The following is a 23,954-nucleotide window of genomic DNA, read 5'->3' as shown; positions in this document are numbered from 1 at the left end:
ACCCGGTGCCATTTGGAACACTGTAGGCCGTGACCCCTTCCGTTGACGGCCCCATCGTCGAGCATTCCGACTCCTCCGCTGCGCTGTTCGCCCGCGCCGCCGAGGCCATCCCGGGCGGCGTCAACTCTCCGGTCCGTGCCTTCTCTGCGGTCGGCGGGACCCCGCGCTTCATCTCCAGTGCCCAGGGCTGCCGCCTGACCGATGCCGACGGCAACACCTACGTCGACCTCGTCAGCTCGTGGGGACCGATGATCCTCGGCCACGCGCATCCGGCCGTCGTCGAAGCCGTGCAGCGTGCGGCGACCAGCGGTTTGTCGTTCGGCGCGCCCACCGAGGCCGAGATCGAACTGGCCGAGGAGATCATCGGCCGCGTCGATCCGGTCCAGCGTGTGCGCCTGGTGAACTCGGGTACCGAGGCCACGATGTCGGCGATCCGGCTCGCCCGCGGATTCACCGGTCGTTCCAAGATCATCAAGTTCGCCGGCTGCTACCACGGTCACGTCGACGCCCTGCTCGCCGCCGCCGGTTCGGGTCTGGCGACGCTCGGTCTGCCGACGAGCCCGGGCGTCACCGGTGCGTCGGCCCACGACACCCTGGTTCTGCCCTACAACGACCTGAAGGCCGTCGCGAAGGCATTCGAGGAGCACGGCCACGACATCGCCGCGGTCATCACCGAGGCGGCCGCCGGCAACATGGGCGCGATCGCGCCGCACGCGGGCTTCAACGCCGGTCTCCGCGAGGTCACCCGCCGCCACGGCGCGCTGCTGATCATGGACGAGGTCATGACCGGCTTCCGGGTGAGCCCGAGCGGCTGGTATGGCCTCGAAGGAGTCGCGGGAGACCTCTACACCTTCGGCAAGGTCATGAGCGGCGGCCTGCCCGCCGCCGCCTTCGGTGGTCGCGCCGACGTCATGGAACGCCTCGCGCCGACCGGCCCGGTCTACCAGGCGGGCACCCTGTCGGGGAACCCGGTCGCGGTGGCCGCCGGCCTCGCCACCCTGCGTCACGCCGACCACGAGGTCTACAACAAGCTCGACGCCAACGCCGACCGTCTCGCCGGACTGCTCACGGAGTCGCTCACCGCAGCCGGTGTCAGCCACCGCGTGCAGAAGGCGGGCAACCTCCTGAGTGTGTTCTTCACTACCGACCCGGAGATCCCGATCGTCGACTACGCGGGGGTGAATGCGACGCAGACCTGGCGATTCGCCCCGTTCTTCCACGCGCTGCTCGAACGCGGGGTGTACGCACCGCCGAGTGCCTTCGAGGCCTGGTTTGTGTCCGCCGCACTCGACGAGGATGCTTTCTCGCAGATCGCCGACGCGCTGCCCGCGGCAGCGCAAGCAGCCGCTACCGCAGCCACCCCGGGGGACAACGCCTGATGCACACGATCGTCCACATGATGCGCCACGGAGAGGTCGACAACCCGGAGGGCATCCTCTACGGCCGACTCCCCGGTTTCCGGCTCTCCGGCACCGGCCGCTCGCAGGCGCAGACGGTCGCCGACGCCCTCGCCGACCACGACGTCAAGGCCGTCTTCGCCTCGCCGCTGCAGCGTGCGCAGGAGACCGCGACCCCGATCGCGGCCGCCCACGGGCTGTCCATCCAGACCAACGACGACCTCATCGAGGCCGACAACGTCTTCGAGGGCCTCAAGGTCTCCGTCGGCGACGGCGCGCTGAGCAAGCCGCGGCACTGGCCCAAGCTGCGTGACCCCTTCACCCCGTCGTGGGGCGAGCCGTACATTCAGCTGGCCCACCGCATGCTGGCCGCGGCCAACAAGGCCCGCGACGCCGCACGCGGCCACGAGGCCATCTGCGTCAGCCATCAGCTGCCCGTCTACACGCTGCGTCGGTTCCTCGAAGGTCAGCGCCTCTGGCACGACCCGCGTCGGCGGCAGTGCTCGCTGGCCTCGCTGACCAGCCTGATCTACGACGACGACGCCCTCGTCGACATCATCTACTCCGAGCCGGCCGGTGCATCCGACCCGCTGGCCACCGGTGCGTGAAGCCAGAGGTAGAGAAGCAGTGCGCAAGTTCCTCCTGCCGGCAGTGCTGTCGGCCCTGATCCTGCTGATCAGCGGCTGCAGCACCGGTGACGACGCGGTGGCACAGGGGAACACCTTCCAGTTCGTGTCGCCCGGCGGGCAGACGGTCATCACCTACGAACCGGCCGACCGCAAACCGATCGCCGGCCTCGAGGGCGAGGACCTCGTGAGCGGGCAGCCGCTGTCGCTGTCCGACGCGAGGTTCGCCGACAAGGTCGTGGTCATCAACGTCTGGGGTTCGTGGTGCGGGCCCTGCCGTGGCGAGGCCGACGACCTCGAGCGCGTCTACGAGGACAACCGCGACGACGGCGTCGAGTTCCTCGGCATCAACCTGCGCGACGACCGGAACTCCGCGAAGGACTTCGTGATCGACCGCAAGGTCGGGTTCCCGTCCATCTACGACTTCCCGGGCCTGTCCCTGGCGGCACTGACCACCCCGACCTCGGTGGTCCCGACGACGATCGTCCTCGACCGTCAGCACCGGCCGGCTGCGGTCTTCCTCAAGGCCGTATCCGACAAGGAACTCGACGAGGTCGTCAAGCGGGTCGCCGCGGAACCCACGGGTGCCGCCTGATGTCCCAGCCCACCACGGCCGACCTGACGACGACCGTCCTCGCCTCGTCGATCGGCGACACCTTCGCCGACACGGTGACCAGCGGCCCGCTACTACTCGCCCTCGCGGCATGTCTGCTGGCCGGTCTCGTCTCGTTCGCGTCGCCGTGCGTGGTGCCGCTCGTCCCCGGTTACCTGTCGTATCTCGCGGGACTCGTCGGCGCCGAGGCGCCCGCGGTGAAGGCGGGCGAGGGAGCCAAGACCGGACGCTCACGGGTCGCGCTCGCCGCCGGCCTGTTCGTACTCGGTTTCACCGTCGTGTTCGTCGCTGCCACCGCGACGGTGCTGGGGGTCACCAGCACGTTCGTCCTCAATCGTGAACTGCTGCAACGTATCGGCGGCGTCGTCACCATCGCCATGGGCCTGGTGTTCATCGGCCTCATCCCGGCCCTGCAGCGTGAGGTCCGCTTCGAGCCGGTGCGCGTCTCCAACATCGTCGGCGCCCCGCTGCTCGGCGCGGTCTTCGCGCTCGGCTGGACGCCGTGCCTCGGACCGACGCTGGCCTCGGTCATCGCGACCGTCAGCGGCACCGAGGGTGCGACCGCGGCCAAGGGCGTGACCCTCATCGTCGCGTACTGCCTGGGCCTCGGCCTGCCGTTCGTCGTGCTGGCATTCTCCTCGGCGTGGGCCCTGCGCAGCCTCGGCTGGCTGCGCCGCAACGCCCGGACCATCCAGATCATCGGTGGCGTCCTCCTCATCGGCGTGGGCGTCGCACTGCTGACCGGCTGGTGGGACCAGTTCATCGTCTGGGTCCAGGTCCGCTTCGTCACCGACACCCAACTACCGATCTGAGCGTGTTGCAGCCATGACCGACGTCTCCGACCGTCCCCAGGTGGACACCCCCGAACCCGGCGCGCCCAAGCCGCACTGGGCCCGACGCCGGGTGCTCTGGCCGCTGCGCAACCTGTGGCGTTCGCTGACCTCGATGCGCACCGCCCTGCTGCTGCTCTTCCTGCTCGCACTCGCGGCGATCCCCGGAGCGCTCCTCCCACAGCGCGAGCTGAACGAGACCAAGACGCTCGAGTACATCGCCGAACGCGGCACGCTCGGCACCTGGATGGACCGACTGCAGCTGTTCGACGTCTTCTCCAGCGTCTGGTTCACCGCCATCTACGTGCTGCTGTTCGTCTCGCTGGTCGGTTGCCTCACGCCGCGGATGATCGAGCACTTCCACAGCCTGCGTGCCAAACCCGTTGCCGCGCCGCGCAATCTGTCGCGGCTCCCGCGGCACGTCACGCACACCGTCGACGGCACCCCCGACGAGATCGCCGAGCGCATCAACGGCCGGCTCCGCGGCTGGCGGCGCGAGGTCGTCGTCCGCGAACCGTCCAAGGCCTACCCCGAGGGCTGCGTCGAGGTGTCCGCGGAGAAGGGTTACCTGCGGGAGTTCGGCAACCTGGTCTTCCACTTCGCGCTGCTCGCGCTGCTGGTGTCGATCGCGGCCGGAAAGATGTTCGGCTACGAGGGCACGCGAATCCTCGTCGCCGACGGCGAGCAGGGCATGTGCAACACCTCGACCGCCGTCTACGACTCCTTCCGCGCCGGCAACCTCGTCGACGGCACCGACCTGTCGCCGTTCTGCTTCCGCGTCGACGACTTCTCGGCGACCTTCCTGCCAAGCGGGCAGCCCGACATGTACGACGCGACGATCCGCTACGCGGAGGGAACCAAGGTCGGCTCCCCGGACACCTGGACCAGCACCTCGGTCCGCGTGAACGAACCGCTGCGCGTCGCCGGCGACCGCGTCTACGTGCTGGGCAACGGCTTCGCCCCGACCTTCACCGTGACCTTCCCCAACGGGGAGAAGCGCACCCAGACCGTCCCGTTCGTCCCGGACGAACTGCAGACGATGCTGTCCTCGGGTGCGGTGCGCTACGACACCCCGGCCGGTCTCTATCCCGACGCCGACGAGCGACGGAAGAACCAGATCGCGCTCGAGGGCCTGTTCGCGCCGACCGCGCTCTACCACGGGACCCTGCTGACGTCGCTGTCTCCCGAGCCCGACGACCCGGCCGTCGCGATCCGCGTCTACAAGGGCGACACCGGTCTCGACACCGGCAAACCGCAGAACGTCTACTCCCTCGATCAGGACCTCGTCGAGCAGGGCCGCCTCCAGCGGCAGGCACAGGTGAACCTGAGCATCGGCCAGAGCCACACCACCGCCGACGGCACCACCGTCACCTTCGACGGATACAAGCGGTGGGTGTCGGTGCAGGTCTCCCACGACCCGGCACAGATCTGGGTGCTGGTCAGCTCGATCGTGATGCTCGGCGGGCTTCTGATCTCGCTGCTGATCCGCCGCCGTCGCATCTGGGCGCGGCTCGTCCCGGCACCGGTCACCACCGGGCAGGACGGCAGTCGAAACCCGGCCGGCTCCGAACCGCTCGATGGAAAACGACGTACTGTAGTAGAGATTGCCGGTCTGGCCCGTACCGATCAGGCCGGCTGGGGTGAAGGGTTCGAAGATCAGGCGGCGGCACTCGTCGCCGACGACGCGGACGAATCCACCTCGCGGCGCGCGACCCGGCGGCTCTAGGCGCCGGCGAAAGGAACTCTGATGAACAACGGCACCGTCCAGGTGGACGAGACGCTGGCACGCTACTCCGACCTGCTGTTCGGCACCGCGATGGCCGTGTACGTGGTCGCCGCGTTCCTGTTCTTCGGTGCGCTGGCGGCGGTTCGCGGTCGCCGGCTCGAGGAGCGGGAACTCGTCGCCGCCGGTACCGCCTCGGCTTCGGCCGGTTCCGACGACGTCCGGGTGCCGGGTCGCGTCGCGGGCCCGGCGAAGCGGACGTTCGGGGACAAGCTCGGCAACATGGGCCTGCCCGTCGTGATCGTCGGGCTCGTCGCGCACCTCGCGTCGATCGTGCTGCGCGCCATGGCAACCGACCGTGTGCCGTGGGGCAACATGTACGAGTTCGTCTCGATGACGTGTGCCGCCGGTGTGATCGCCGCGCTGGTCATCCTGCGCAAGCCCGAACACCGTCCGCTGCTCTCGTTCGTGCTGCTGCCGGTCGTCCTGCTGATGTTCATCGCCGGCCGCTGGCTCTACACGCAGGCCGCGCCCGTGGTGCCGGCGCTCAAGTCGTACTGGCTGGCCGTGCACGTCTCGATCATCTCGGTGTCCTCGGGCATCCTCATGGTCTCCGGCGTCGCCAGCATCCTCTACCTGATGAAGATGCGGTGGGCATCGAACCCCGCCGCCGACGCGGCTTCCACCGCTCGCCCGGGACTGGGCGGCGCGCTGCGTCGCATCGTCGACCACATCCCGGCGGCCGAGAGCCTGGACCGCCTCGCCTACAAGACCGTTGTCGTCGGCTTCCCGCTCTTCGGCCTCGGCGTGATCTGCGGTGCCATCTGGGCCGAGGCCGCCTGGGGACGATTCTGGGGCTGGGACCCCAAGGAGACGGTGTCGTTCATCGCGTGGGTGATCTACGCGGCCTACCTGCACGCCCGCGCAACCGCAGGCTGGCGCAACACCGCCGCGGCCTGGATCAACGTCGCCGGCTTCGTCGCGATGCTGTTCAACCTGTTCATCATCAACCTGGTCGTCTCGGGCCTGCACTCGTACGCAGGCCTCTGAGCCGTCAGGCGTCGGGCTCCGGGGTCTCGGCCTGCTTCGCCAGAGCCTGTGACTTCACGAGTTTCAGCAGATCGATGAGGGCATCGATCGTGTCCGGGCACAGTGAACCGAGGTCGATCCCGGCCAGGTGGCTGCCGGTGACCTCGAGCATCTCGACATAGTTCTGCTGCTGTCTGACGCGCTCGAGGTCCTCGTCGGGATTGGAGAGGAAATAAGTGACGCTCACGTCGAAGGCACGGGAGATGGCTTCGACGGTGCGGAACGACGGAGTACGAGCTTTGCCGGTGCGGAGCTGCGAGATGTACGCATCCGACAGCGAGTACCCCAAGCGGTTCGCTTTCTCGGCGATCTTCTTGCCGGTGTAGCGGATCCCGTTCTCGTCACGGCTGTGCTCGAACAGGTGACCGATCTTGTCTGCGAAGCTCAGGTCGTCATCGGTCGACGCCCCTTGCGGAGATCGTCCCGGGTTCAACGGCGCCTTCTCTCGGATCATCCATCGTGGAGTCGATGATGAGAAGGACATTACCCTACCCCTGGGTATGTTCCGGCAAGGCTTTCTGAATCTCGTCTCAGGTTTTTGTATATGACGCGGTTCAGCAGATGGCTGACGTCAGAGGTCGTCAGCTTCTCCGCCGTTGGTGTCACGGGTGCGATTGTCGAGGTCACGAAGAAAGTCGGGGTCGTCGTCGGGGCCGACCGGCCCTCTGGAGCGACGCCGTTGACCGCCGGACGGGGAGGCGCTGCCGCCGCCGTCGGGTTGCGGTCCGAACGCACGCCACATCAGGAAACCGATGGCGAGCAGACCGAGAACGGCGAACAGATAAGTCATGGCAACCTCCCGTCAACCAGGGTACGTCAGTTCGTCTGGCAGCCGGTTGAGGTCGCTCGATGGGCCGGCCCGACTAGTGGGTGCGACGGTTCAGGAGTGCGACCACGTCCTCTTCGCGGAAGCGTCGATGGCCGCCCGGGGTGCGGATGGAGCCGAGGATGCCCGAGCTGGCCCAGCGTGCGACGGTTTTGGGATTCACATTGAACATCGCCGCCACCTGGCCGGGGGTCAGGGTGTGCTGGCTGGCGAGTCCCGGGGTGATGTAGGTGGACGCGGTTGTTTCGATGCTGGTCACGTTTCCCCCTGAAACGATGGTGCCCTGTCGGTGCGCCACGGTTTGGCGAATCGGCCCGGCACGTGATGGACGCGTGTTTCATGAATACACGCAAATCGCCCAGGTACTCGAACCGTCAGCCGCAGGTAAAGAGCGTGCAAAGGCCCTCGACGTGCAGGTCTTCGAGGGGTGCCAAGTACTCTGAGGTGGTGAGTGAAGCGCAAGACCCTGCCCCCGGTACACCTACGCCAAGCGGCCGCCCCGCGACCCTGGCGGTCGCCCTGTTCGGTTACACGGTCGCGCGCATGCTGCTCGTCGTGGTCATCGCCGCCGTCATCCTCTTCGGCGGAAAGCTCGTCGGTGTCGACGTGCCGTTCCTCGTGGCCGCAGTCTTCGGCGTGCTGATCGCGCTCCCGCTTGGCATGTACCTGTTCAAGTCGCTCAGGCTGAAGGTCAACGGCGAGATCGCCGCGATCGAGGCCGATCGTCGGGCCCGCCACGACGACCTCCAGTCGCGCCTGCGCGGGGACAAGTGAGGTCGTTCCGAACGGGGCGTCCCGCATGAGGCCGACGCGGGTCGTCGATCATCGGGGAGACCGCGCCTGGGCGCAGAACGCGGTACGGCTGATCGAGGCCGACGCCCGGCGCAGTGCCGACACGCATTTGCTGCGGGTTCCGTTGCCCGCGTGGTCGCGATGGTCCGGGCCCGACGGCGAGGCCGGTGTCGACCTGTACCTGAAGGACGAGTCGACACATCCGACCGGATCGCTGAAGCATCGTCTGGCCCGGTCGCTGTTCCTCTACGCGATCTGCAACGGCTGGGTCACCGAGGGCACGCCCGTCATCGAGGCGTCGTCGGGCTCGACGGCCGTCAGCGAGGCCTACTTCGCCGAGCTGATCGGCGTGCCGTTCATCGCGGTGATGACGTCGAGTACGTCGCCGGCGAAGACCAGGCTGATCGAACGGCACGGCGGCCGTTGTCATTTCGTCGAACATCCCGGCGAGGTCTACACCGAGGCGTTGCGCCTCGAGGCCGAGTTGGGCGGGCACTTCATCGACCAGTTCACGATGGCCGAACGGGCCACCGACTGGCGCGGCAACAACAACATCGCCGAATCGATCTTCGCCCAGATGGCCGACGAGGAGCACCCGGTCCCGACGTGGATCGTGGTGGGCGCCGGTACCGGCGGCACCTCGGCGACGCTCGGCCGCTATGTGCGGTACCGGCGCCACGACACCTGGCTCGCGGTCGTCGACCCGGAGAACTCGGTGTTCCTGCCGGCGTACGAGACCGGAGACGGAACGCTCACCGGTGAGATCGGTTCGCGTATCGAGGGAATCGGCCGGCCGCGCGTCGAGCCGTCGTTCATCTCCCAGGTGATCGACCGGATGATCGGCGTTCCCGATGAGGCCTCGATCGCCACCACGCACCGGTTGTCGGAGATGCTGGGGCGCCGCGTCGGCGGGTCGACCGGCACCAACATATGGGGTGCGTTCTCCCTCGTCGCGGAGATGGTCGCCGATCGTCGGGCCGGCAGCATCGTGACGCTCCTGTGCGATCCGGGTGACCGCTACGCCAACACCTACTTCGACGAGAAGTGGATCGCTGCACAGTCTTTCGATCTGGACCCGGCGAACGGGGTCCTCGATGAGTTCCTCGCGACGGGACGCTGGACGGCTTGAGCCCCGAGCCGCACCAACCCGGTGGGCTACCATCCGGGGGGTGCCGACCGAAACCGTGCGTCCACTCGTCGAGGCCGTCGACCTGGTGCGTGAGTACCAGATGGGTGAGGAACGCGTCCGCGCCCTCGACGGACTGAATCTGACCATCGACGGAGGGCAGTTCGCGTCCATCGTCGGTCCCTCCGGCGCGGGCAAGTCCACGCTGCTGCACATCCTGGGCGCCCTCGACACCCCGACGTCGGGCCGGATCTCCATCGACGGAGTCGATCTCGGTGCGCTCGACGACACTGCCGCGTCGGCCTTCCGGCGCCATCGCGTCGGCTTCGTCTTCCAGTTCTTCAACCTCGTCCCGACCATGTCGGCGTGGGAGAACGTGGCGCTGCCACGACTGCTCGACAACCAGTCGCTGCGCAAGGCCAAACCGCGCGCCGTCGAACTCCTCGAGCAGGTGGGCCTCGGCGACCGCGTCGACCACCGGCCGTCGGAATTGTCCGGCGGACAGATGCAGCGCGTGGCCATCGCCCGGTCGCTCATCATGGACCCGACGATCCTGCTCGCCGACGAACCCACCGGCAACCTCGACTCCAAGACCGGGGAATCGGTGCTGGAACTGCTCGCCGACGTCGCGCACGCCGCGCCGGATCGACTGGTGGTCATGGTGACCCACGACCCCAAGGCGGCTGCGTTCGCCGACACCACGATCACGGTGCGCGACGGGAAGATCGCGGAGTGAGCGACACCCCGCCGGCTGAGCAGCCGACCAGCGCAGCGAGGAGGCGTGTCGAAGCCCTGCTCGCCGGCTTCACCCGTATCCGGCTGCTCAACATCCGCGAGATCCGCACCCACCGGCTGCGGCTGTTCACCTCGCTCGCGGTGGTCATCGTCTCGTCGGCGCTGCTCGTCGCTGTTCTGGGGACCTTCGGTTCGACCTCGGAGTCGGTGCGCGCGTTCAACAATGCGATCTCCGGTTCGGCCGATCTCGAGGTCGCGGCGATCGCCGACAGCGGCGTCGACCAGTCGTTGGCCGGGCAGATCCGCCGCGACGTCGACGGTGTCAAAGCCGTCGTACCGATGATCCGCGGGTCGGTCGTCGTCGACGAGTCGGCGATCCCGCTCATCGGTTCCGACCAGCGCGTCACGTCGCTGTCGGGGAGCCTGCGATCCGCCGTGCAACAGGAGAACTCCGGCTCGATCGACTTCGACCGACTGCGCAACGGCGTCTTCGTCGGGCCGGGACTCGGCCTCGACGTCGGGCAGAAGCTGACGGTCAACGGCGTCGACGTCGAGGTGCTGGAGGTCGTCGACAACGAGCAGGCGGCCGGACTCAACAACGGTCGGTTTCTGTTCGCCTACCTCGACCTCGCGCAACGACTCGTCGGGCTGGAAGGACGGCTCGATTCGATCCTCATCGTCACCGAACCGGGCGTCGATGTCGGTTCGGTGCGCAAGCAGGTCGAGGAGATCGTCGACGGCCGGGCGGTCGTCGTCGATCCGGACTTCCGCGCCAAACAGGCCGAGGTCGCGAGTTCGGTGACGCGCGACGCGACGCTGCTCGTCTCGCTGGTGTCGCTGGTGATCGCGGCGTTCCTGGTCTTCAACACGATGAACATGGCGGTGGCGTCGCGGCGCGGTTCGCTCGCCATGATCCGGGCGTTGGGCGCCAAACGATCCCACCTCGTCGGTGACATGCTGGGCGAGGCTGCCCTGATGGGTCTGGTCGGTGGTGTGGTCGGTATCCCGTTCGGAATCCTCGCCGGCCGCGCGGTCATCGCGAGCCTGCCCGATCCGCCGCCCGACACGGTGGGCACGGTCATCAACTATCATCTCCCGGGGTACGCGCCGGTGGTCGCGGTCCTCGCGTGTGTGATCGCCTGTGTCGCCGCCACATCGCTGGCCGCGCGGTCGGTGTTCTCGGTGTCGCCGGTGGAGGCGATGGCTCCCGTCGAGGTGTCCGACGCGTCGAGACGTCGCGGCCCGGTGGTCGTGATCGCGGCGATCGTGGGTGTCGCCGGGTTGATCGCATCGTGGGTCATCGTGGCCACGGTGCCCGGCCGGCCGGCGATCCTCGCCGGTGTCGTCTATCTCGTGGGTGCGCTGCTGGTGTGCTTCGCGTTGTCGAATCCGTTGACTTGGCTGGTGGTTCGGGCCGCCCGCTGGTTCCGCGGACCGGGTCAGCTGGCGTCGGTCAACACCGAGCGCGCGCCGCGTCGGGCGTGGGCGACGCTCATGACGGTCGCCGTGGCGATCGCCGTGGGCATGGGGACGTCGGGTGCGCTGGACAACCTCGTCTCGTCGATGTCGAAATCGCTGGACGGCCTGGGCGACCCGGACTTCTACGTGTCGTCGTCCTCGTCGGCGAGCCTGCCGCTGGGTCCGATCCTGCCGCCGTCGATCCGCGGCGAGGCCGCGAAGGTGCCCGGGGTGACCGAGGTCGTCGGCGGTCAGTGGGCTGCGGTCAACATCGGCGAGAGCCGAGCGAATGTGCAGGGTCTGGAACCCGGGTCGCGAGCGCCGTTCATGCGGAAGGCGACGCCGGAGTCGGTCGAGCAGGTGCTCGCCGGGAACGGCATCCTGTTGTCGAATGTGCTTGCGCGCGTGCTCGATGTGGGTGTCGGAGACACGGTGACGCTGGCGACGCCGACCGGTCCGCACGACGTCATCGTCCGGGACACCGTCGACTACGTCTCCGTGGACTCCGGGGTCGCCGCGCTGTCGCAGCAGCAGCTGGGGGAGTGGTTCGGACGCGAGGGCGACACCTACCTGCAGGTGATCACCGCACCCGACGCCGACCCCGAGCAGGTGCAGAAGTCGCTCGAAGCGCTGGTCGCGGAGGTTCCGACCACCGGCAACAAACCCATCAGCGTCTACACCGGTGCGGAAGCGCTCGCCGCCACGCAGGCGACCGTCCAGCAGGCGGGTTCGTTCACGGTGGCCATCCAGTGGATCGTCGCCGGCGCCGCCGCGATCGCGCTGCTGAACACCCTGCTGCTCTCGGTGATCGAGCGTCGTCGTGAGTTGGGTGTGCTCCGGGCGATGGGTGCCTCGCGGAAGTTCATCTCGCGCATGGTGCTTGCCGAGGCCGCCGCGGTCGCCATGGTCGGCGCCCTGGTCGGGGTGGTCCTCGGTGCGATGATGCATCTGCTGAGTGACCGAATCTTGAGTGTCACAACGTCGTTGACGGTGATCTATTCGCCACGACCGTCTGCCGCGATGTTCGTCGCGATCGCGGTGGCGCTGTGCCTGGTGGGCGCGTTCCTACCGGCCGTGCGCGCAGCGCGGATGAACATCAGCGAGTCGATTCTGAACGAGTAGGTCCTGCCCGGTGCTGCTGATTTCCGTATGACGTTGTGCCCGGAATCCGGGCACAACGTCATACGGAGAAAACTCACGACCCGATCAGGATTCGGGCGGCGAGGAGCATCGTCAGCCCACCTCCGATGACCGCCGTCCATCGTCGACCACGGTCGCCGACGAGCGCTGCGCCGAGGAACGAACCGCCCGCGGCGAGAACCAGTTGCCACGCCGCCGAGCCGATCAGTACGCCGAGAACGAATGCGGTGCCAGAGGCCGCCGTGGGTTCGACGACCGCACCGCCGGCCACGAGAGCGGCGAAGTAGATGACCGTCGCGGGGTTGATCGCCGTCACGCCGAACACGCTGACATAGGCGCGGCCGGCGGTGCCGAAGAGGCGTGAGGGCCCGGCATCCGTTGTCCCGCTTCGGCTTCGCCAGCCCGATCGAAGCATCATCGCGCCGAGGACCAGAAGTACGAGGCCGGCCACCCAACGCAGGGGTGTCGCCACACTTCCGACGGCGGCGGTGACTGCACTCCCGCCGATCACCGCCAAGATCGCGTAGAGGGCGTCGACAGTCGCGGCTCCCAGGCCGCCGCCGGCTGCGACCCGCCACCCGCGGTGTGCGCCGGTCATCACTATGAGTGCACCGACGGCACCGACCGGAACCGCGACCGCGAGGCCGGCAACGATCCCACCGAACAGTGCGGTGATCACGAGTGTGCTGCCGAATCCTCCCTGCAGAGGTTCTGCTGCTGCGCGCAGGGCGGGTGCTCGTCGGCGGACCATCCAGCGGCGGTAGGAGTCGTCATGAGCCGTGACGGTAGCAGTGCGACGCTTCGAACGCGCCGTGAGTCTCGTGGTCAGAGCCGTGGCGTCCTCAGATCATCATGGCATTCAGCGGTGCGCCGACGTTCGGTATCGCGGCAAGGATGTTGCGACCGGCTGCTGCCACCTCATCTGCTCGGCGTGGTCGTCGAGCCCTTCCTTCTTGGGGCAGTTTGATCCGGTAGGCGGATCAAACTGCCCCAACTTCTGGCGGAGTCTGTCTCAGGTGAGTCTCCCTGTTCGGACCTCGTACTCGATCTCGTGTCGAACCTGCTCGGCGATCTCCTGCGCCACGTCATACGGAGCTTGTTTCCATCCGTTGTGGTGCTGCCAGTCGAAGATCGCGTCGTCGTAGCGACGTCTGAACTCCTCCTCGAGTCGCTTCTCGCGGTCGAGTTCGGGGAAGCGCGCGGCGAGGTCCTTGAGGGTTGTGCCCGGCGGTGACTTGAGCGCGGCGATGATGTGGGGCTTCAGTCCTTCGAGTTCACTTGACATGGTTTGAATACCTGATTCTGCTAGCGGTCAGTGGCTCGCGCCAGCCCATCCAGGGCTGGGGCTTTGATGTTGACCGTCGGGCGACGCAAGCGTTCTCTCGCAGGGCCGATCGTCAAGCGTGTCGTAGTCCTCGAGAGCCGTCCAATCGCCGAACACGTTCACAGTGGCTGGTTCAGCGCCCCCTTTTGGTCAACCGAAGGGGCGATGCCGGTGCGCCGGTAGGTGAAGAGCGCGCGAAGAATGGGTTTGGGGTTTGGCCCCGTGCTGAAGGTGCAGACGGCCGCTCTGCCGAGCTGATCGGTCGGGGTGGGCGAGGCGTGACGTTGATCTCTCGGTTCGTCTGCTCGCCGCACGGTGTCGGGGAAATCGACTGCGAACAGGTACGTCGTTCGTGGCTCGATGTTCAAGGTGGGTATGTTGTTCACTCTCAGAGTCCAAAGCTCCTGGGCTGCTTCGACGTATCCAGGGGGAACCAGTGCTTGCATCGCGGAGCTGCCCAGATAACTGAAAAGAACGTCGGTCTCGGCTATCGCACGTACGAAGGTTCCGTCCGGTGATTTGAGGTCGAGCGCACGGGTCGGGATCCATCGGAAAGGGAACTGTGACGGGTCTGCACCTTGAGCCGGCGGGGGGCCGGTTAAAGGGAGGTCGTTGGTCTGTGCGTCGCCAGAACAACTGACCATCGGCAGCAGCAAGAGCGCGAGAATAACTGAATAGAAGGAGCGCATAGTTTTTTGTTCCTCCGTCAGCCGACCGGTTTTCCGCCCGGGACGAGTGGAAGCGTGCCTGCCTGCGGTGGTGGTCCGGGTTGGTCGGGTGCGCCGACACCGAGATCGAAGTTGCTGTCGAAGCCCTGTGACATCTGCTCACTCATCCACTTCGTCCACTTGCCTCCATTGGCCTTGTCCCACTCGATCAGCTGTTCGTAGTTTGGCCGGCCTTTTTCGTCGAAGCCCCCAGGGAACTGGTCTTGAAGGGAGGGGTCGGTGGATGCCGCACCAACGAAGTATGCGAACCGAATGGCCTGTGGATCAGTCAACGCAGGAACGTTCACCGAGGCGTAGCGCGCCCTCTCCTCTGCGGTCATTGAATCGAGGTCAGGCGGTCCACCGAACAGTCTCTGTTCGACTTCAGGCGGGACCAGAGCATTGAGCGCGGCTCCGTAGGTGCTCACCGAGGCGACATACCTCAGCATTGTTGCCGCATTCAGCTTGTCCTGATAGTCGCCGACGCGGTCCTTGTATGCGGTCTCGGACAGGTGCGCGATTTCCTCGTCCATGCCATCTCGCATCGCATCCGCCAGGAGTCCGGCAGCCACGCCGAGCTGGGGAAGGTCATGTGCTCCTGCCTGGTACGCCATCGCGAGCTGCCACTGCGCACCGGCCTGGTTGATGATCGCAGCGGCCGCCGGGTCCGAGTCCAAGGCTCGGAAGACGTTCTTGAGCTCTCCTGCGGTCAGTTCTCCGGCACCGTACGTGGGAATACCGGTGGACCCGGTGAATGAGTGCGCGTAGTCGCCGAGGTAGGGGGCAAGCGCGCCCGCCAGCGTCTGTGCGAGGTGCGGGCTGTTGACGCCGAGGTTTCCGCCGATCGACATGTTCGACTCGCGCCGAGGTACTTCCCGAGTGCGGTGGCGGTGTCGGCGGCCGTGCCGGCGTAGTAGGAATTCTGTGGATTGCCGGCGTCGGAACCGACCCACTTGAAGAGATTGTTGACGTTGGTAGCGTTTTCATCCCACTTGTGGCCGAACAGCGCGTCCAGATGACTGTCGGCGTTGAATTTGCCTCCGTCTGAACACGTTACGTCCATATTTGATCCAGTGACGAAGTCATGGATTGCGGCCTTGTCCGGACTCGCGACTCCGATCATCTTGTCAAGGAATCGGGAGGTCTCTTCGGGGGTCATGATCACGTCCCCGAAAGCCCTGCGAGTCGGGTCGCCCTCGAGTGATGCGGTGATCTCTGCCGCCTGCTTCAGGAAGGCCCGGTCGATGTCGGTACCCATTCGAAGCGAATCGTCGCCCGCCAGGAGAAGGTCTGCCAGCGCGTCGAACTCGCCAAGACGCCTGACCGCGGAACCGTGGGCGGAGGGGGCTGTCTGCGCGGGCTTCTCGGTGAGTAGCGTCCGCACGTTGGTCGGCAGGACCGCCATCCCGCCGGCGTCCCCGGCGTCGGTGGACACAGACGGATTGCTCATGATCTGCATTCCGTTGGCGAGCAGGTTTCGAACTGCGGCACTCTGCTCCCCGGTGCCAGGCAGTCCGGTGATCTCCTCGACGGACATGCCGTCCATCCCGCGGAAAAGAGTTCGAAGGAAGTCGTATTGTCCCTGCGGGATGTTGACAGGTTGACCCGCATGCAGCGCCTGTAGTTGCTCCGGTGTCAGGTTCCCGGCGGCGGCGAGCGCGTACATCTGCTCTTGGGTCAGGCCACGGCCGTCTTCCCAGTTGTCCAGGATCTTCGCTGCGCCACCGGCACTCAAACCTGCTGCGGGAGGCGTTAATTGGTCGAGCACGCCGTTTGCGCCCCGGATCGCTGCCGCGATGTCGGTATCGGCCGTGTCGAAATCTCTTGCAACCCCCTCCATCCAGAGTGTCGCGTTCTCGGCGATCCGCGCACGGGTGGCCTTCAACGTTTCGAGTGCGGTGAGTTGCTCGTCGTCTCCGGCGGCTGCGGATTCGGCAAGCGCATAGTTGTATGAGTCGGTGACCTTCCAGTTGTCCGCCACTGAGTAATCGTTTGCCTCGTAGGCCGTTGCGGTCAGCTTCAAGTCGCCTGCCAAGGACGACAAATTTGTGTGCCCGGTGGTGATGGCATTGGCGAGGGAGGTGAAGGTTGCCGAGACCCGCATCAGTTGGGCGTGTTCCCTGTGGGCGCGACTTTCCGCGGCGTTCTTCGCGCCGCCGGACCAGTCCAGCCTGGTGATGGTGTCCCGTGTGGTCTGGGCGTCGGATGCAGTGCGTTCGGCGTAGTCGTTCAGTTCCTCAGCGAGCGTCGTCATCTTGTCGAAGTTGAGCTCGGCGACGATCGACCGGGTGGGGTAGACCATCAGCCGGGCTGACCCGGAAGCGGCCGGTTCAAGTCGACTAGGCCGGCAAGTCGATTGGCCGCGGTGACATCGGATCCCTCGTAGGCGTCAGCAGACTCGTTGAGGATCGACTCCCAAGCAGCCTTGCGACCGCCGAGTGTGGCCAACGCAGACAGCAGGGACGTCTTTGTCTCGGAAAGCGCTGTCCCGGTGTCGAGTTGGTCTACGCCCGCAGCCGCGAAGGTGACCGCGAGCCCGGCGGTTGACGTCGAAGGTGGCCACACCGGCCCAAAGGCGACCGCCGGCGCAAACTTGGTCGCTGCTTTCCGCAACTCGTCTGGATCAACCCTCGTTGTCATCGCAAACTCCCCCCGCAGTTTGTTGCATGCTAGCCGACTCGTGGACTGGTCGATGTGCAGCCATCCACAGGCAGTTGGGGTCGTCAATAATTCTTGACAACATCAAGATGTCAACATAACCTGACACCATGCACGCCGACCAGAAGACCGAAACGCCGGACGACGCCCAGGGCGCTGACCTCGCAGGTGATGCCGCGAGCAGCGACCCCGCGAAGGGCCTGGCTGCGGTTCGGGCGCTACGCACACTGGCTGACCGGCTCGAAGAAGTTCAGGTCGCCAACGCTCGGGCCAATGGCTGGAGCTGGCAGGCGATCGCCGAAGTGCTGCAGATCAGCCGGCAGGCCGTGCATCAGAAGCACTCACAACGTGAGGTCCGCGAGGGCGGACCCGAAGGAGTCAAAGATGTTCGAACGAATCACTCGTGATGACAAGATGCTGCTGGCTTTCGCCACGCAGGAGGCCGCCGACCTCGGCCATCGGCAACTCGGCAACGATCACCTGATCCTGGGCATGCTCTGCAACGCCCGGAGTCCGCTGTTCTCGATCCTCGCCGATCAGGGGCTGACCCTGGCATCGGCGCGGGAAGTGGTGCGCAAGTACCACGACGAGCACGCCGACCAGGCCGATGTGACGGACACCGACGACGAGTCGGCGCGCCGGCGCTACGAGGAGGACCGGGAAGCGCTGCGCAGCATCGGGATCGACCTCGACAAGGTCCGCGAAGCCGTTCGCGGACGATTCGGTGAGGACCTGTCCGACGGCTGGGGCGAACGCCCCGGACGGGGGCCGGGCCGACGAGGAGGCCCCGACGGGGGTCGTGGACGCGGCCGAGGACACGGACGCCGGCACGGGCACGGTCACGGACCGCACCGCGCTCGCGGACCCCGCCCCGATTGCGGGCCAGAAGGTTTCGACCCGCGCTTCGGCCCCGAGGGTGCCGGCGGCTTCGGACCCGGACCGTTCGGTCCCGGTGGACCCTTCGGCCCCGGCGGCGAGGGACCCTGGGAACCGGGTCGTGGCCGTCGTGGTCCGCGCGGGCGGGGTAACCGCCCTCGGTTCGCGTCGGCCACCCGCGCGGTGTTCGCCCGGGCGGTCGAGATCGCCCGCGAACGCGGCGACCGCCAGCTCCGCGGCGAGTACCTGCTGCTCGGCATCATCGACGCCGCCGACGAGGCTTCGCGGACGCTGATCGAATCGGCCACCACCGCAGATGAACTCAAGGCCGCCGTGTGGGCGAGCCTGCCCGAGGTCGACGCGGAGGTCTGATTCCCGATACGAAGAAGCCCGCCCCGGAGCAGATCCGGAGCGGGCTTCTTCGCCGGCAGACTATGAGGTCAGTGCCAACGCCACCGCGGTGACGACCGCCCACGCCAGCATCGCCTTGCCGGTCGTCCCGATCGACGGGATCAGCGCCGGACCCTGTGCCCCGGTGCGGACCGGCGTGTACGCCTGCCACAGCAGTGGGAACGTCAACAGCCCGACGAGCGCCCACGGGGTCGCGAAGGCCAGCGCCACGCTCATCACGAGCGGGGCCATCAGCAGGACGGCGAAGAGGATTCGGGTGCGGGGGTCGCCCAACCGGACGGCGAGGGTGATCTTGCCGCTCTCGGTGTCGGAGGGGATGTCACGCAGGTTGTTGACGACCAGCACGCTGCAGGAGACCGCGCCGACACCCACCGCGCAGGCGAGGCCGACCAGGTCGACGCGGTCCGACGTCACGAACTGGGTTCCGAGCACCGCGACCAGACCGAAGAACACGAACACCGCGACCTCGCCCCAGCCCGCATAGCCGTACGGCCGCTTACCGCCCGTGTAGAACCAGGCACCCGCGATGCACACCGCACCCACCACGACCAGCCACCAGGCCGTTGCGATCGCCAGCACGAGACCGCACACCGCCCCGATGCCGAAGCAGATGAACGCCGCGGCCTTCACCGAACCCGGGGACGCCAGACCTGAGCCGACGAGGCGCAACGGACCGACACGGTCGTCGTCGGTGCCGCGCACTCCGTCGGAGTAGTCGTTCGCGAAGTTCACGCCGATGATGAACGCCATCGCCACGGCCAGCGCGAGCCCGGCCTTCCACCACGAGATCCCTCCCCATCCCGAGGTGCCGTGGAGCGCCGCTCCGACGCCGGCCACGACGGGCGCCACGGCATTGGGGAGAGTCCGCGGGCGTGCGCCCTGAATCCACTGCGATGCGGTTGCCACGGATCGATCCTGCCACGCCGCCGGATCGCCGCCGACCACCCCATCAGATGTCGCGCATCGTTGCGACGCGCGACACGACACGCGACATCTGTCTTCGGCCGTCCACGGCCGGAACCGCACCGACCTGCGGATACGTCTGATGAGAGTGCGTACTCCACCGAAACTGCGGGCCGTTGCCCTCGAACACGACGGTGTCATCACCGCCGGCGAGGCACGCGATCACGGACTGGATCGCTCGGCGGTGCACCGTCGGGTGGCCGCCGGCGAATGGGTCCGTGTCCGACCCCGGCTGTACCGACTCGCCGACCACCCTGTGACCGACCGCACCACCACCCGGATCGCGACGCTGTCCGTCGGTCCCTCGGCGATCCTGTCGGGACTGGCGGCGGCATGGTGGCATGGCATCGTCGACGACCCGCCCGCGACGATCACCGTCACCGCTCCCCGCGGACGGCACGGTCCACCGGTCAAGGGGGTGCGCATCATCAACCGGTCCCTCGACGACGCGGATATCCTCGTCCGAGGAGACCTGCGGGTCACCGGAATTGCGCTGTCGGCGCTCGAAGGGGCGGTCGAACAGGGGGCCGGGGTGATCGACTCGGCGCTGCAACAGCGTCGGATCACCGTCGATCGACTGGAGGAGGCCTACCGACGTCGGTACCGCTGTGTCGGAGCCGCCGAGATGGGACCAATGGTCGAATTGCTGGAGTCCGGCGCACGATCGGCCGCGGAGCGGCTCGCGGTGACGATCCTCGACGACGCGGGGATCGTCGGCTGGGTCGCCAACCATCCCAGTTGCGGGTACGAGATCGATCTCGCGTTCCTCGAGCAGATGGTGGCGGTGGAGCTCGACGGCTTCGCGTTCCACCGGGACGCCGGGACGTTTCAGAACGACCGCACCCGACGGAACGCGCTGATCGCGGCCGGCTGGACTGTTCTGAACTTCACCTGGAGTGACCTGACGGAACGGGCCGGCTACGTCGCGTCGACCATCCGTCAGGCGATCAGCGTCGCGGCTTGACCGCAGTTGTCGCGAAAGGTGTTGCGGCCCGACACGATCCGCGACACCTACGAAGAGAAGCGACGCCGCAACTCGCGCCGGTCGGGTTTACCCGGACCGCGCAGCGGCAGCTCGTCGACCTCGATGACCTCGCGCGGCGCCGCAAACCGGCCGAGTCGTTCGGCGACCGAACCACGAATCCGGTTGGCGTCGAGGAGCTCTCCGCGCCGTGCGACGACCACCGCGACGACCCTTTCGCCGAGACGGTCGTCGGGGAGCCCGACGACGACGCATTCGGCGACCGACGGGTCCTCGGCGATCACGGCCTCGACCACCTGCGGCACGACGATGAGTCCGCCGGTGGAGATCGCCTCGTCGGCGCGCCCGACGATCGACAGGACACCGGCGTCGAGGCGACCGAGGTCGTCGGTGCGGAACCAACCGGACTCGGCGAAGGTGGGATGATCCGGCAGATTCCGGTAGCCGTGGGCGACCATGGGGCCGCCGAGGATGACGCGACCGACACCGTCGGGCGACGGCTCGTCGATGCGGATGGAGACGCCGTCGAGCGGGATGCCGTCGTAGACGCAACCGCCTGCGGTCTCACTCATCCCGTAGGTGCGGACGATGGGGAGTCCCTCGTCGACGGCCCGGTGCAACAGGGGAGCGGGGGTCGCCGCACCGCCGACGAGCAGGCCGTCGGCGGAGCGCAGCGCGGCGGTCGCCCGTGGTGAGTCGAGGACCTTGATCAGCTGCGTCGGCACGAGTGAGGTGTAGCGACGGGGCCCGTCCAGCCGCTCGAGCGCATCGGCGAACGCGTCGGCGTCGAAGCCCACAGCCAGGTCGAGGACGGCGGGTGTGTGTCCGGAGGCGAAGGCCCGCAGCAGGACCTGCAGTCCGGCGATGTGATGCGGGGCGAGGGCCAGGAGCCAGTTGCCCGGGCCGCCGAGGCGGTTCGCGGTCGCCCGCGCCGACGCGGCCAGCGTCGCCGGGGTGTGCTGAGCCCCTTTGGGAATGCCGGTCGACCCCGACGTGGAGACCACGAGCGAGACCTCGTCGGCGATCGGCTCACCCACCGCCAGCGCTTCGGTCAGAAGCGCTGTCTCGCGGGCGTCGTCGGGGGTGGGGACGATCGCGACCGAACCGTCGAGCACCGCCAGCAGCTCGTCGCGTCGGTCCACGACCTCCGGCCGAGAGGGAAGGGAAAGAGCGCGAAGAGTTCTCAGGACTCGGCCCGATTCGCGTCGGGTCCGTCGAACGGCCAGCCCGACGATTCCAGGTGACGGCGCACGCGGGCGATGTCGTCCTCGTGCGGTAGCTCGCGGGTGACCTTGGTGATCGCGACGGCCGCGTCGATCTGGGAGATCGGCTCGGGAGGTGGCGGCGACTGACGGATCAGCCGCGACGACACCTCCTGCACCTCGTCTTCACTGAGCTGACGGCGCAGGAGGGCGACGAGTGGAATGTAGTCGCCCTGGGGTACGCCGTCGGGATATCCGGTGCGCAGCCATTCGATGATGCGGTAGAGCAACTGTGGGCGGTCCACTCCTCACCCCCTTTCTTCGACGGGACGCAGGTGCGTCGGGCGCGTTGCGGTGACGCGGATGCGTACCCACTCGGCGTGATTGTAGGTTTCGGCGCCACGCGGTCGGTCCTCGGTGTCTGCGGAGCGCGATGTCAGGGTCGGCTGGACACCAGCGGCCAGCCGACGGCGGCGAGACGTCCGGCGACCTGGTTGACCTCTTCGGGCGTCGGGGGTTCGCTGGTGACCCGCTTGATGGCGTCGCTGATCTGGTTCTCGGTCACCGGTTCCCGGGGGCCGTACTCCTTGACCAGTTGCAGTGCGACGGCAGTGACCTGCTCATCGGTCAGCACACGCGTGAGGAGCGCCATCAGGGGCGGGAAGTCGGTGCGCGAGACACCTTGGGGATAGCCCTTGCGAATCCAGTTGATCACCGATTCGAAGAGCGGGGTTTCACTGCTCATGATTGATCGCGTCTCCGGCTCTTGCACATCTGGAACAGCTGTTTACCCGGGTGGGGTCACTTGTAACCAAACGGGAAGAGCTTGATGCCGGTGTGGAAGTAGAGGGTCTGCCGGGTGATCCACAGCAGCGCGGTGAGGATGACGAGTGCGACGACGGCGAAGATCGCGTAGCCCAATACGCGCATCGCCGGGTTGCCCTTGATGACCGAACCGTCGATGACCTCGTCGGAACCCTGCTCGTGGACCCGGAGGCCGACCGCGAACAGTGCCGGGAGGCCGGCGCCGAAGATCAGGCCGACGACCAGCACCTTGGCGATCGCCTCGACGATGTCCATCTCAGCAGGGTCCTCTCGTGTGCTCGTGTTGTGGTCGGCCCGTGACGATCAGGCGGACCGGGCGGTGGTGTCCGGGGTGGCCCCGGGATCGGTCGGCAGCACCGAGCCGGTGGTCTCGTCCCAGTCGTCGTTGACGTTGCCCGCGTCGACCTTGTTCTGCTGCGCGCGCCGGTACATGTAGGCCGACGCCGCGATGAGGAGGCCGAAGATCGCCACTGCGCCCGCGACGTCGCCGAGCAGGTGGGCGATGTAGAACGATGCCGCGCCGACGAGTCCGGCCGCGGGCAGGGTGGTGAGCCACGCCACGGCCATCCGGCCGGCGACAGCCCAGCGGACCTGTGCGCCGCGTTTGCCGACGCCGGAGCCGAGGATCGAACCGGTGGCGACCTGCGTGGTGGACAGCGCCATCCCGGCTGCGCTGGAGGTCAGGATGATCGCCGCGGATGAGGCCTCGGCGGCCATGCCCTGCGGGGAACTGATCTCCACCAGGCCTTTTCCGAGGGTGCGGATGATGCGCCAGCCGCCGAGGTAGGTGCCGATCGCGATGGCGACGGCACAGCTCGCGACGACCCACAGGGGGAGTCCGTGGCTGACGGTCGAGGCGTCGAGATGGCCGGTGACGATCAGGGCCATCGCGATGACGCCCATGGTCTTCTGCGCGTCACCGGTGCCGTGGGCGAGCGAGACCAGTGAGGCGCTGGCGATCTGGCCGTATCGGAAACCCTGTTCCTTGCGGCTCTCGGCGAGGTGACGGGTGATCGTGAAGACGAGCCAGGTTCCGCAAGCGGCGACGAGGCAGGCGATCACCGGGGCGAGCAACGCGGGCACGATGATCTTGCCGAACACCCCGTGCCAGTTCACGCCGGAGAGCCCGATGGCGGCGATCCCGGAACCGATGAGGCCGCCGAACAGGGCGTGCGAGGAACTCGACGGCAGGCCGAAGAGCCAGGTGAAGAGGTTCCAGAGGATGCCGCCGATGAGTCCGGCGAAGATGATCAGCAGCGCGGTCGTCGGGGTGATGCCGGCGACGATCTCGCCGGCGTCGGGGCCGGAGGTCTGCTGGATGTTGAGGACTTCTTTGGTGATGGTGGCGGCGACCTCGACCGAGAGGAAGGCGCCGACGAGGTTGAGGATGGCGGAGAGTCCGACGGCGACTTTCGGTTTCAGGGCGCCGGTGGCGATCGAGGTGGCCATGGCGTTGCCGGTGTCGTGGAAGCCGTTGGTGAAATCGAAGCCGAGGGCCGTGATCACCAACAGCACCAGGATCAGCATTTCGCCGCTCATATTTTCATCATGAGGGCTGGGCATCGAAATTCCTAAACGTCTCGGCACGGTTTCGTGGGGATTCGTTGTCTCCTCGGCGTGTCGCGCTTGTTGTCGCAGTTCAGCACCGGTG

General features: G+C 67.3%; 27 protein-coding genes. 13 read left to right on the top strand and 14 right to left on the bottom strand.

The features are described from left to right. The first annotated feature begins 29 nt into the window (after nt 1-29). Genes hemL through ccsB form a run of 6 tightly spaced genes read left to right on the top strand, consistent with a single transcriptional unit; the run spans nt 30 to nt 6,239 of the window. The gene (gene hemL / locus BJF87_RS04505; RefSeq protein ID WP_035753336.1) at nt 30-1,379 is read left to right on the top strand and encodes a glutamate-1-semialdehyde 2,1-aminomutase; all 1,350 of its coding nucleotides are present in this window, start codon (nt 30-32) and stop codon (nt 1,377-1,379) included. Further along, a complete protein-coding gene (locus tag BJF87_RS04500; protein ID WP_035753334.1) occupies nt 1,379-2,005 on the top strand; it encodes a histidine phosphatase family protein in 627 nt (208 codons plus the stop codon). The genes hemL and BJF87_RS04500 overlap by 1 nt, the downstream gene beginning before the upstream one ends. Before the next feature lie 19 nt (nt 2,006-2,024). Continuing rightward, nucleotides 2,025-2,618 (top strand): TlpA disulfide reductase family protein, encoded by a 594-nt coding sequence (locus tag BJF87_RS04495; RefSeq protein ID WP_035753330.1) that lies wholly within the window; start codon nt 2,025-2,027, stop codon nt 2,616-2,618. Beyond that, the gene (locus BJF87_RS04490; protein WP_006358566.1) at nt 2,618-3,448 is read left to right on the top strand and encodes a cytochrome c biogenesis CcdA family protein; all 831 of its coding nucleotides are present in this window, start codon (nt 2,618-2,620) and stop codon (nt 3,446-3,448) included. The genes BJF87_RS04495 and BJF87_RS04490 overlap by 1 nt, the downstream gene beginning before the upstream one ends. 13 nt (nt 3,449-3,461) lie before the next feature. Further along, the gene (locus BJF87_RS04485; RefSeq protein WP_035753327.1) at nt 3,462-5,192 is read left to right on the top strand and encodes a cytochrome c biogenesis protein ResB; all 1,731 of its coding nucleotides are present in this window, start codon (nt 3,462-3,464) and stop codon (nt 5,190-5,192) included. Between the two features lie 21 nt (nt 5,193-5,213). After that, nucleotides 5,214-6,239 (top strand): c-type cytochrome biogenesis protein CcsB, encoded by a 1,026-nt coding sequence (gene ccsB, locus BJF87_RS04480; protein WP_035753325.1) that lies wholly within the window; start codon nt 5,214-5,216, stop codon nt 6,237-6,239. Between the two features lie 4 nt (nt 6,240-6,243). On the opposite strand, the gene BJF87_RS04475 is transcribed toward ccsB, so the two are convergent. The 3 genes from BJF87_RS04475 to BJF87_RS04465 form a co-directional block, all read right to left on the bottom strand. After that, nucleotides 6,244-6,711 (bottom strand): helix-turn-helix domain-containing protein, encoded by a 468-nt coding sequence (locus tag BJF87_RS04475; RefSeq protein ID WP_006358569.1) that lies wholly within the window; start codon nt 6,709-6,711, stop codon nt 6,244-6,246. Nucleotides 6,712-6,849: 138 nt separating this feature from the next. Continuing rightward, nucleotides 6,850-7,068: a hypothetical protein gene (locus BJF87_RS04470; RefSeq protein WP_006358570.1), complete on the bottom strand. Its 219-nt coding sequence runs from the start codon at nt 7,066-7,068 to the stop codon at nt 6,850-6,852. A gap of 73 nt (nt 7,069-7,141) precedes the next feature. Then, the gene (locus tag BJF87_RS04465) at nt 7,142-7,363 is read right to left on the bottom strand and encodes a BldC family transcriptional regulator (protein WP_006435233.1); all 222 of its coding nucleotides are present in this window, start codon (nt 7,361-7,363) and stop codon (nt 7,142-7,144) included. A gap of 188 nt (nt 7,364-7,551) precedes the next feature. On the opposite strand from BJF87_RS04465, the gene BJF87_RS04460 reads away from it, so the two are divergent. The 4 genes from BJF87_RS04460 to BJF87_RS04445 are packed head-to-tail and all read left to right on the top strand — an operon-like array spanning nt 7,552 to nt 12,337. Continuing rightward, the gene (locus BJF87_RS04460) at nt 7,552-7,878 is read left to right on the top strand and encodes a DUF4229 domain-containing protein (RefSeq protein WP_035753444.1); all 327 of its coding nucleotides are present in this window, start codon (nt 7,552-7,554) and stop codon (nt 7,876-7,878) included. A 25-nt stretch (nt 7,879-7,903) separates the two neighbouring features. Then, complete coding sequence (locus tag BJF87_RS04455) at nt 7,904-9,025, top strand: PLP-dependent cysteine synthase family protein (RefSeq protein ID WP_035753321.1); 1,122 nt, start codon at nt 7,904-7,906, stop codon at nt 9,023-9,025. A 40-nt stretch (nt 9,026-9,065) separates the two neighbouring features. Beyond that, a complete protein-coding gene (locus tag BJF87_RS04450; protein ID WP_006358574.1) occupies nt 9,066-9,758 on the top strand; it encodes an ABC transporter ATP-binding protein in 693 nt (230 codons plus the stop codon). Then, nucleotides 9,755-12,337: an FtsX-like permease family protein gene (locus BJF87_RS04445; RefSeq protein WP_187346462.1), complete on the top strand. Its 2,583-nt coding sequence runs from the start codon at nt 9,755-9,757 to the stop codon at nt 12,335-12,337. Before BJF87_RS04450 ends, BJF87_RS04445 begins: the two co-directional genes overlap by 4 nt. A 73-nt stretch (nt 12,338-12,410) precedes the next feature. Here BJF87_RS04445 and BJF87_RS04440 read toward each other — a convergent pair whose 3' ends face one another. The 5 genes from BJF87_RS04440 to BJF87_RS04425 form a co-directional block, all read right to left on the bottom strand. After that, nucleotides 12,411-13,106 (bottom strand): LysE family transporter, encoded by a 696-nt coding sequence (locus tag BJF87_RS04440; protein WP_050918664.1) that lies wholly within the window; start codon nt 13,104-13,106, stop codon nt 12,411-12,413. Between the two features lie 261 nt (nt 13,107-13,367). Then, complete coding sequence (locus tag BJF87_RS04435) at nt 13,368-13,640, bottom strand: hypothetical protein (protein WP_035753319.1); 273 nt, start codon at nt 13,638-13,640, stop codon at nt 13,368-13,370. 158 nt (nt 13,641-13,798) lie between these two features. Next, nucleotides 13,799-14,368 carry a hypothetical protein gene (locus BJF87_RS25660; RefSeq protein ID WP_139319415.1) on the bottom strand — a complete coding sequence of 190 codons (570 nt, stop codon included), beginning with the start codon at nt 14,366-14,368 and terminating at the stop codon, nt 13,799-13,801. 17 nt (nt 14,369-14,385) lie between these two features. After that, on the bottom strand, nt 14,386-15,063 hold the full coding sequence (locus BJF87_RS04430) for a hypothetical protein (protein WP_075862716.1): 678 nt from the start codon (nt 15,061-15,063) through the stop codon (nt 14,386-14,388). Between the two features lie 32 nt (nt 15,064-15,095). Next, nucleotides 15,096-16,688, bottom strand: a complete 1,593-nt coding sequence (locus tag BJF87_RS04425) for a hypothetical protein (protein WP_075862715.1) — start codon at nt 16,686-16,688, stop codon at nt 15,096-15,098. Between the two features lie 466 nt (nt 16,689-17,154). Between BJF87_RS04425 and BJF87_RS04415 the strand changes: the two genes are divergently transcribed. Next, a complete protein-coding gene (locus BJF87_RS04415) occupies nt 17,155-17,451 on the top strand; it encodes a helix-turn-helix domain-containing protein (RefSeq protein WP_035753315.1) in 297 nt (98 codons plus the stop codon). After that, a complete protein-coding gene (locus tag BJF87_RS04410) occupies nt 17,429-18,292 on the top strand; it encodes a Clp protease N-terminal domain-containing protein (protein ID WP_042375528.1) in 864 nt (287 codons plus the stop codon). Before BJF87_RS04415 ends, BJF87_RS04410 begins: the two co-directional genes overlap by 23 nt. Nucleotides 18,293-18,352: 60 nt before the next feature. On the opposite strand, the gene BJF87_RS04405 is transcribed toward BJF87_RS04410, so the two are convergent. Then, nucleotides 18,353-19,237 (bottom strand): 1,4-dihydroxy-2-naphthoate polyprenyltransferase, encoded by an 885-nt coding sequence (locus tag BJF87_RS04405; RefSeq protein WP_035753438.1) that lies wholly within the window; start codon nt 19,235-19,237, stop codon nt 18,353-18,355. 145 nt (nt 19,238-19,382) lie between these two features. Between BJF87_RS04405 and BJF87_RS04400 the strand changes: the two genes are divergently transcribed. Continuing rightward, nucleotides 19,383-20,258: a type IV toxin-antitoxin system AbiEi family antitoxin domain-containing protein gene (locus tag BJF87_RS04400; protein ID WP_035753311.1), complete on the top strand. Its 876-nt coding sequence runs from the start codon at nt 19,383-19,385 to the stop codon at nt 20,256-20,258. A gap of 47 nt (nt 20,259-20,305) precedes the next feature. On the opposite strand, the gene menE is transcribed toward BJF87_RS04400, so the two are convergent. From menE to BJF87_RS04375, 5 genes are all read right to left on the bottom strand, one after another. After that, nucleotides 20,306-21,418: an o-succinylbenzoate--CoA ligase gene (gene menE / locus BJF87_RS04395; protein ID WP_075862713.1), complete on the bottom strand. Its 1,113-nt coding sequence runs from the start codon at nt 21,416-21,418 to the stop codon at nt 20,306-20,308. Between the two features lie 41 nt (nt 21,419-21,459). Then, entirely contained in the window at nt 21,460-21,783 is a 324-nt protein-coding gene (locus BJF87_RS04390) for a DUF3349 domain-containing protein (RefSeq protein ID WP_006358586.1), read from the bottom strand. Between the two features lie 131 nt (nt 21,784-21,914). Next, entirely contained in the window at nt 21,915-22,223 is a 309-nt protein-coding gene (locus BJF87_RS04385) for a DUF3349 domain-containing protein (RefSeq protein ID WP_075862712.1), read from the bottom strand. Between the two features lie 56 nt (nt 22,224-22,279). Then, nucleotides 22,280-22,558 carry a hypothetical protein gene (locus BJF87_RS04380; protein WP_075862711.1) on the bottom strand — a complete coding sequence of 93 codons (279 nt, stop codon included), beginning with the start codon at nt 22,556-22,558 and terminating at the stop codon, nt 22,280-22,282. Between the two features lie 48 nt (nt 22,559-22,606). Continuing rightward, entirely contained in the window at nt 22,607-23,842 is a 1,236-nt protein-coding gene (locus BJF87_RS04375) for an inorganic phosphate transporter (protein ID WP_187346461.1), read from the bottom strand. Nucleotides 23,843-23,954 lie beyond the last annotated feature (112 nt).

Source organism: Gordonia sp. CNJ-863 (assembly GCF_001942325.1).
GTDB classification, from domain to species: Bacteria; Actinomycetota; Actinomycetes; order Mycobacteriales; family Mycobacteriaceae; genus Gordonia; species Gordonia alkanivorans.
The sequence above is the reverse complement of the archived record's forward strand: the minus strand, read 5'-3'. Positions and strand labels throughout refer to the sequence as shown.

Coding starts and splice junctions, on each gene's coding strand:
- BJF87_RS04500 (WP_035753334.1), top strand. CDS start 1,379: ATGCACACGATCGTCCACATGATGCGCCACGGAGAGGTCGACAACCCG.
- BJF87_RS04490 (WP_006358566.1), top strand. CDS start 2,618: ATGTCCCAGCCCACCACGGCCGACCTGACGACGACCGTCCTCGCCTCG.
- BJF87_RS04485 (WP_035753327.1), top strand. CDS start 3,462: ATGACCGACGTCTCCGACCGTCCCCAGGTGGACACCCCCGAACCCGGC.
- ccsB (WP_035753325.1), top strand. CDS start 5,214: ATGAACAACGGCACCGTCCAGGTGGACGAGACGCTGGCACGCTACTCC.
- BJF87_RS04470 (WP_006358570.1), bottom strand. CDS start 7,068: ATGACTTATCTGTTCGCCGTTCTCGGTCTGCTCGCCATCGGTTTCCTG.
- BJF87_RS04455 (WP_035753321.1), top strand. CDS start 7,904: ATGAGGCCGACGCGGGTCGTCGATCATCGGGGAGACCGCGCCTGGGCG.
- BJF87_RS04440 (WP_050918664.1), bottom strand. CDS start 13,106: ATGGTCCGCCGACGAGCACCCGCCCTGCGCGCAGCAGCAGAACCTCTG.
- BJF87_RS04435 (WP_035753319.1), bottom strand. CDS start 13,640: ATGTCAAGTGAACTCGAAGGACTGAAGCCCCACATCATCGCCGCGCTC.
- BJF87_RS25660 (WP_139319415.1), bottom strand. CDS start 14,368: ATGCGCTCCTTCTATTCAGTTATTCTCGCGCTCTTGCTGCTGCCGATG.
- BJF87_RS04425 (WP_075862715.1), bottom strand. CDS start 16,688: ATGGTCTACCCCACCCGGTCGATCGTCGCCGAGCTCAACTTCGACAAG.
- BJF87_RS04415 (WP_035753315.1), top strand. CDS start 17,155: ATGCACGCCGACCAGAAGACCGAAACGCCGGACGACGCCCAGGGCGCT.
- BJF87_RS04410 (WP_042375528.1), top strand. CDS start 17,429: ATGTTCGAACGAATCACTCGTGATGACAAGATGCTGCTGGCTTTCGCC.
- BJF87_RS04385 (WP_075862712.1), bottom strand. CDS start 22,223: ATGAGCAGTGAAACCCCGCTCTTCGAATCGGTGATCAACTGGATTCGC.
- BJF87_RS04380 (WP_075862711.1), bottom strand. CDS start 22,558: ATGGACATCGTCGAGGCGATCGCCAAGGTGCTGGTCGTCGGCCTGATC.
- BJF87_RS04375 (WP_187346461.1), bottom strand. CDS start 23,842: ATGAGCGGCGAAATGCTGATCCTGGTGCTGTTGGTGATCACGGCCCTC.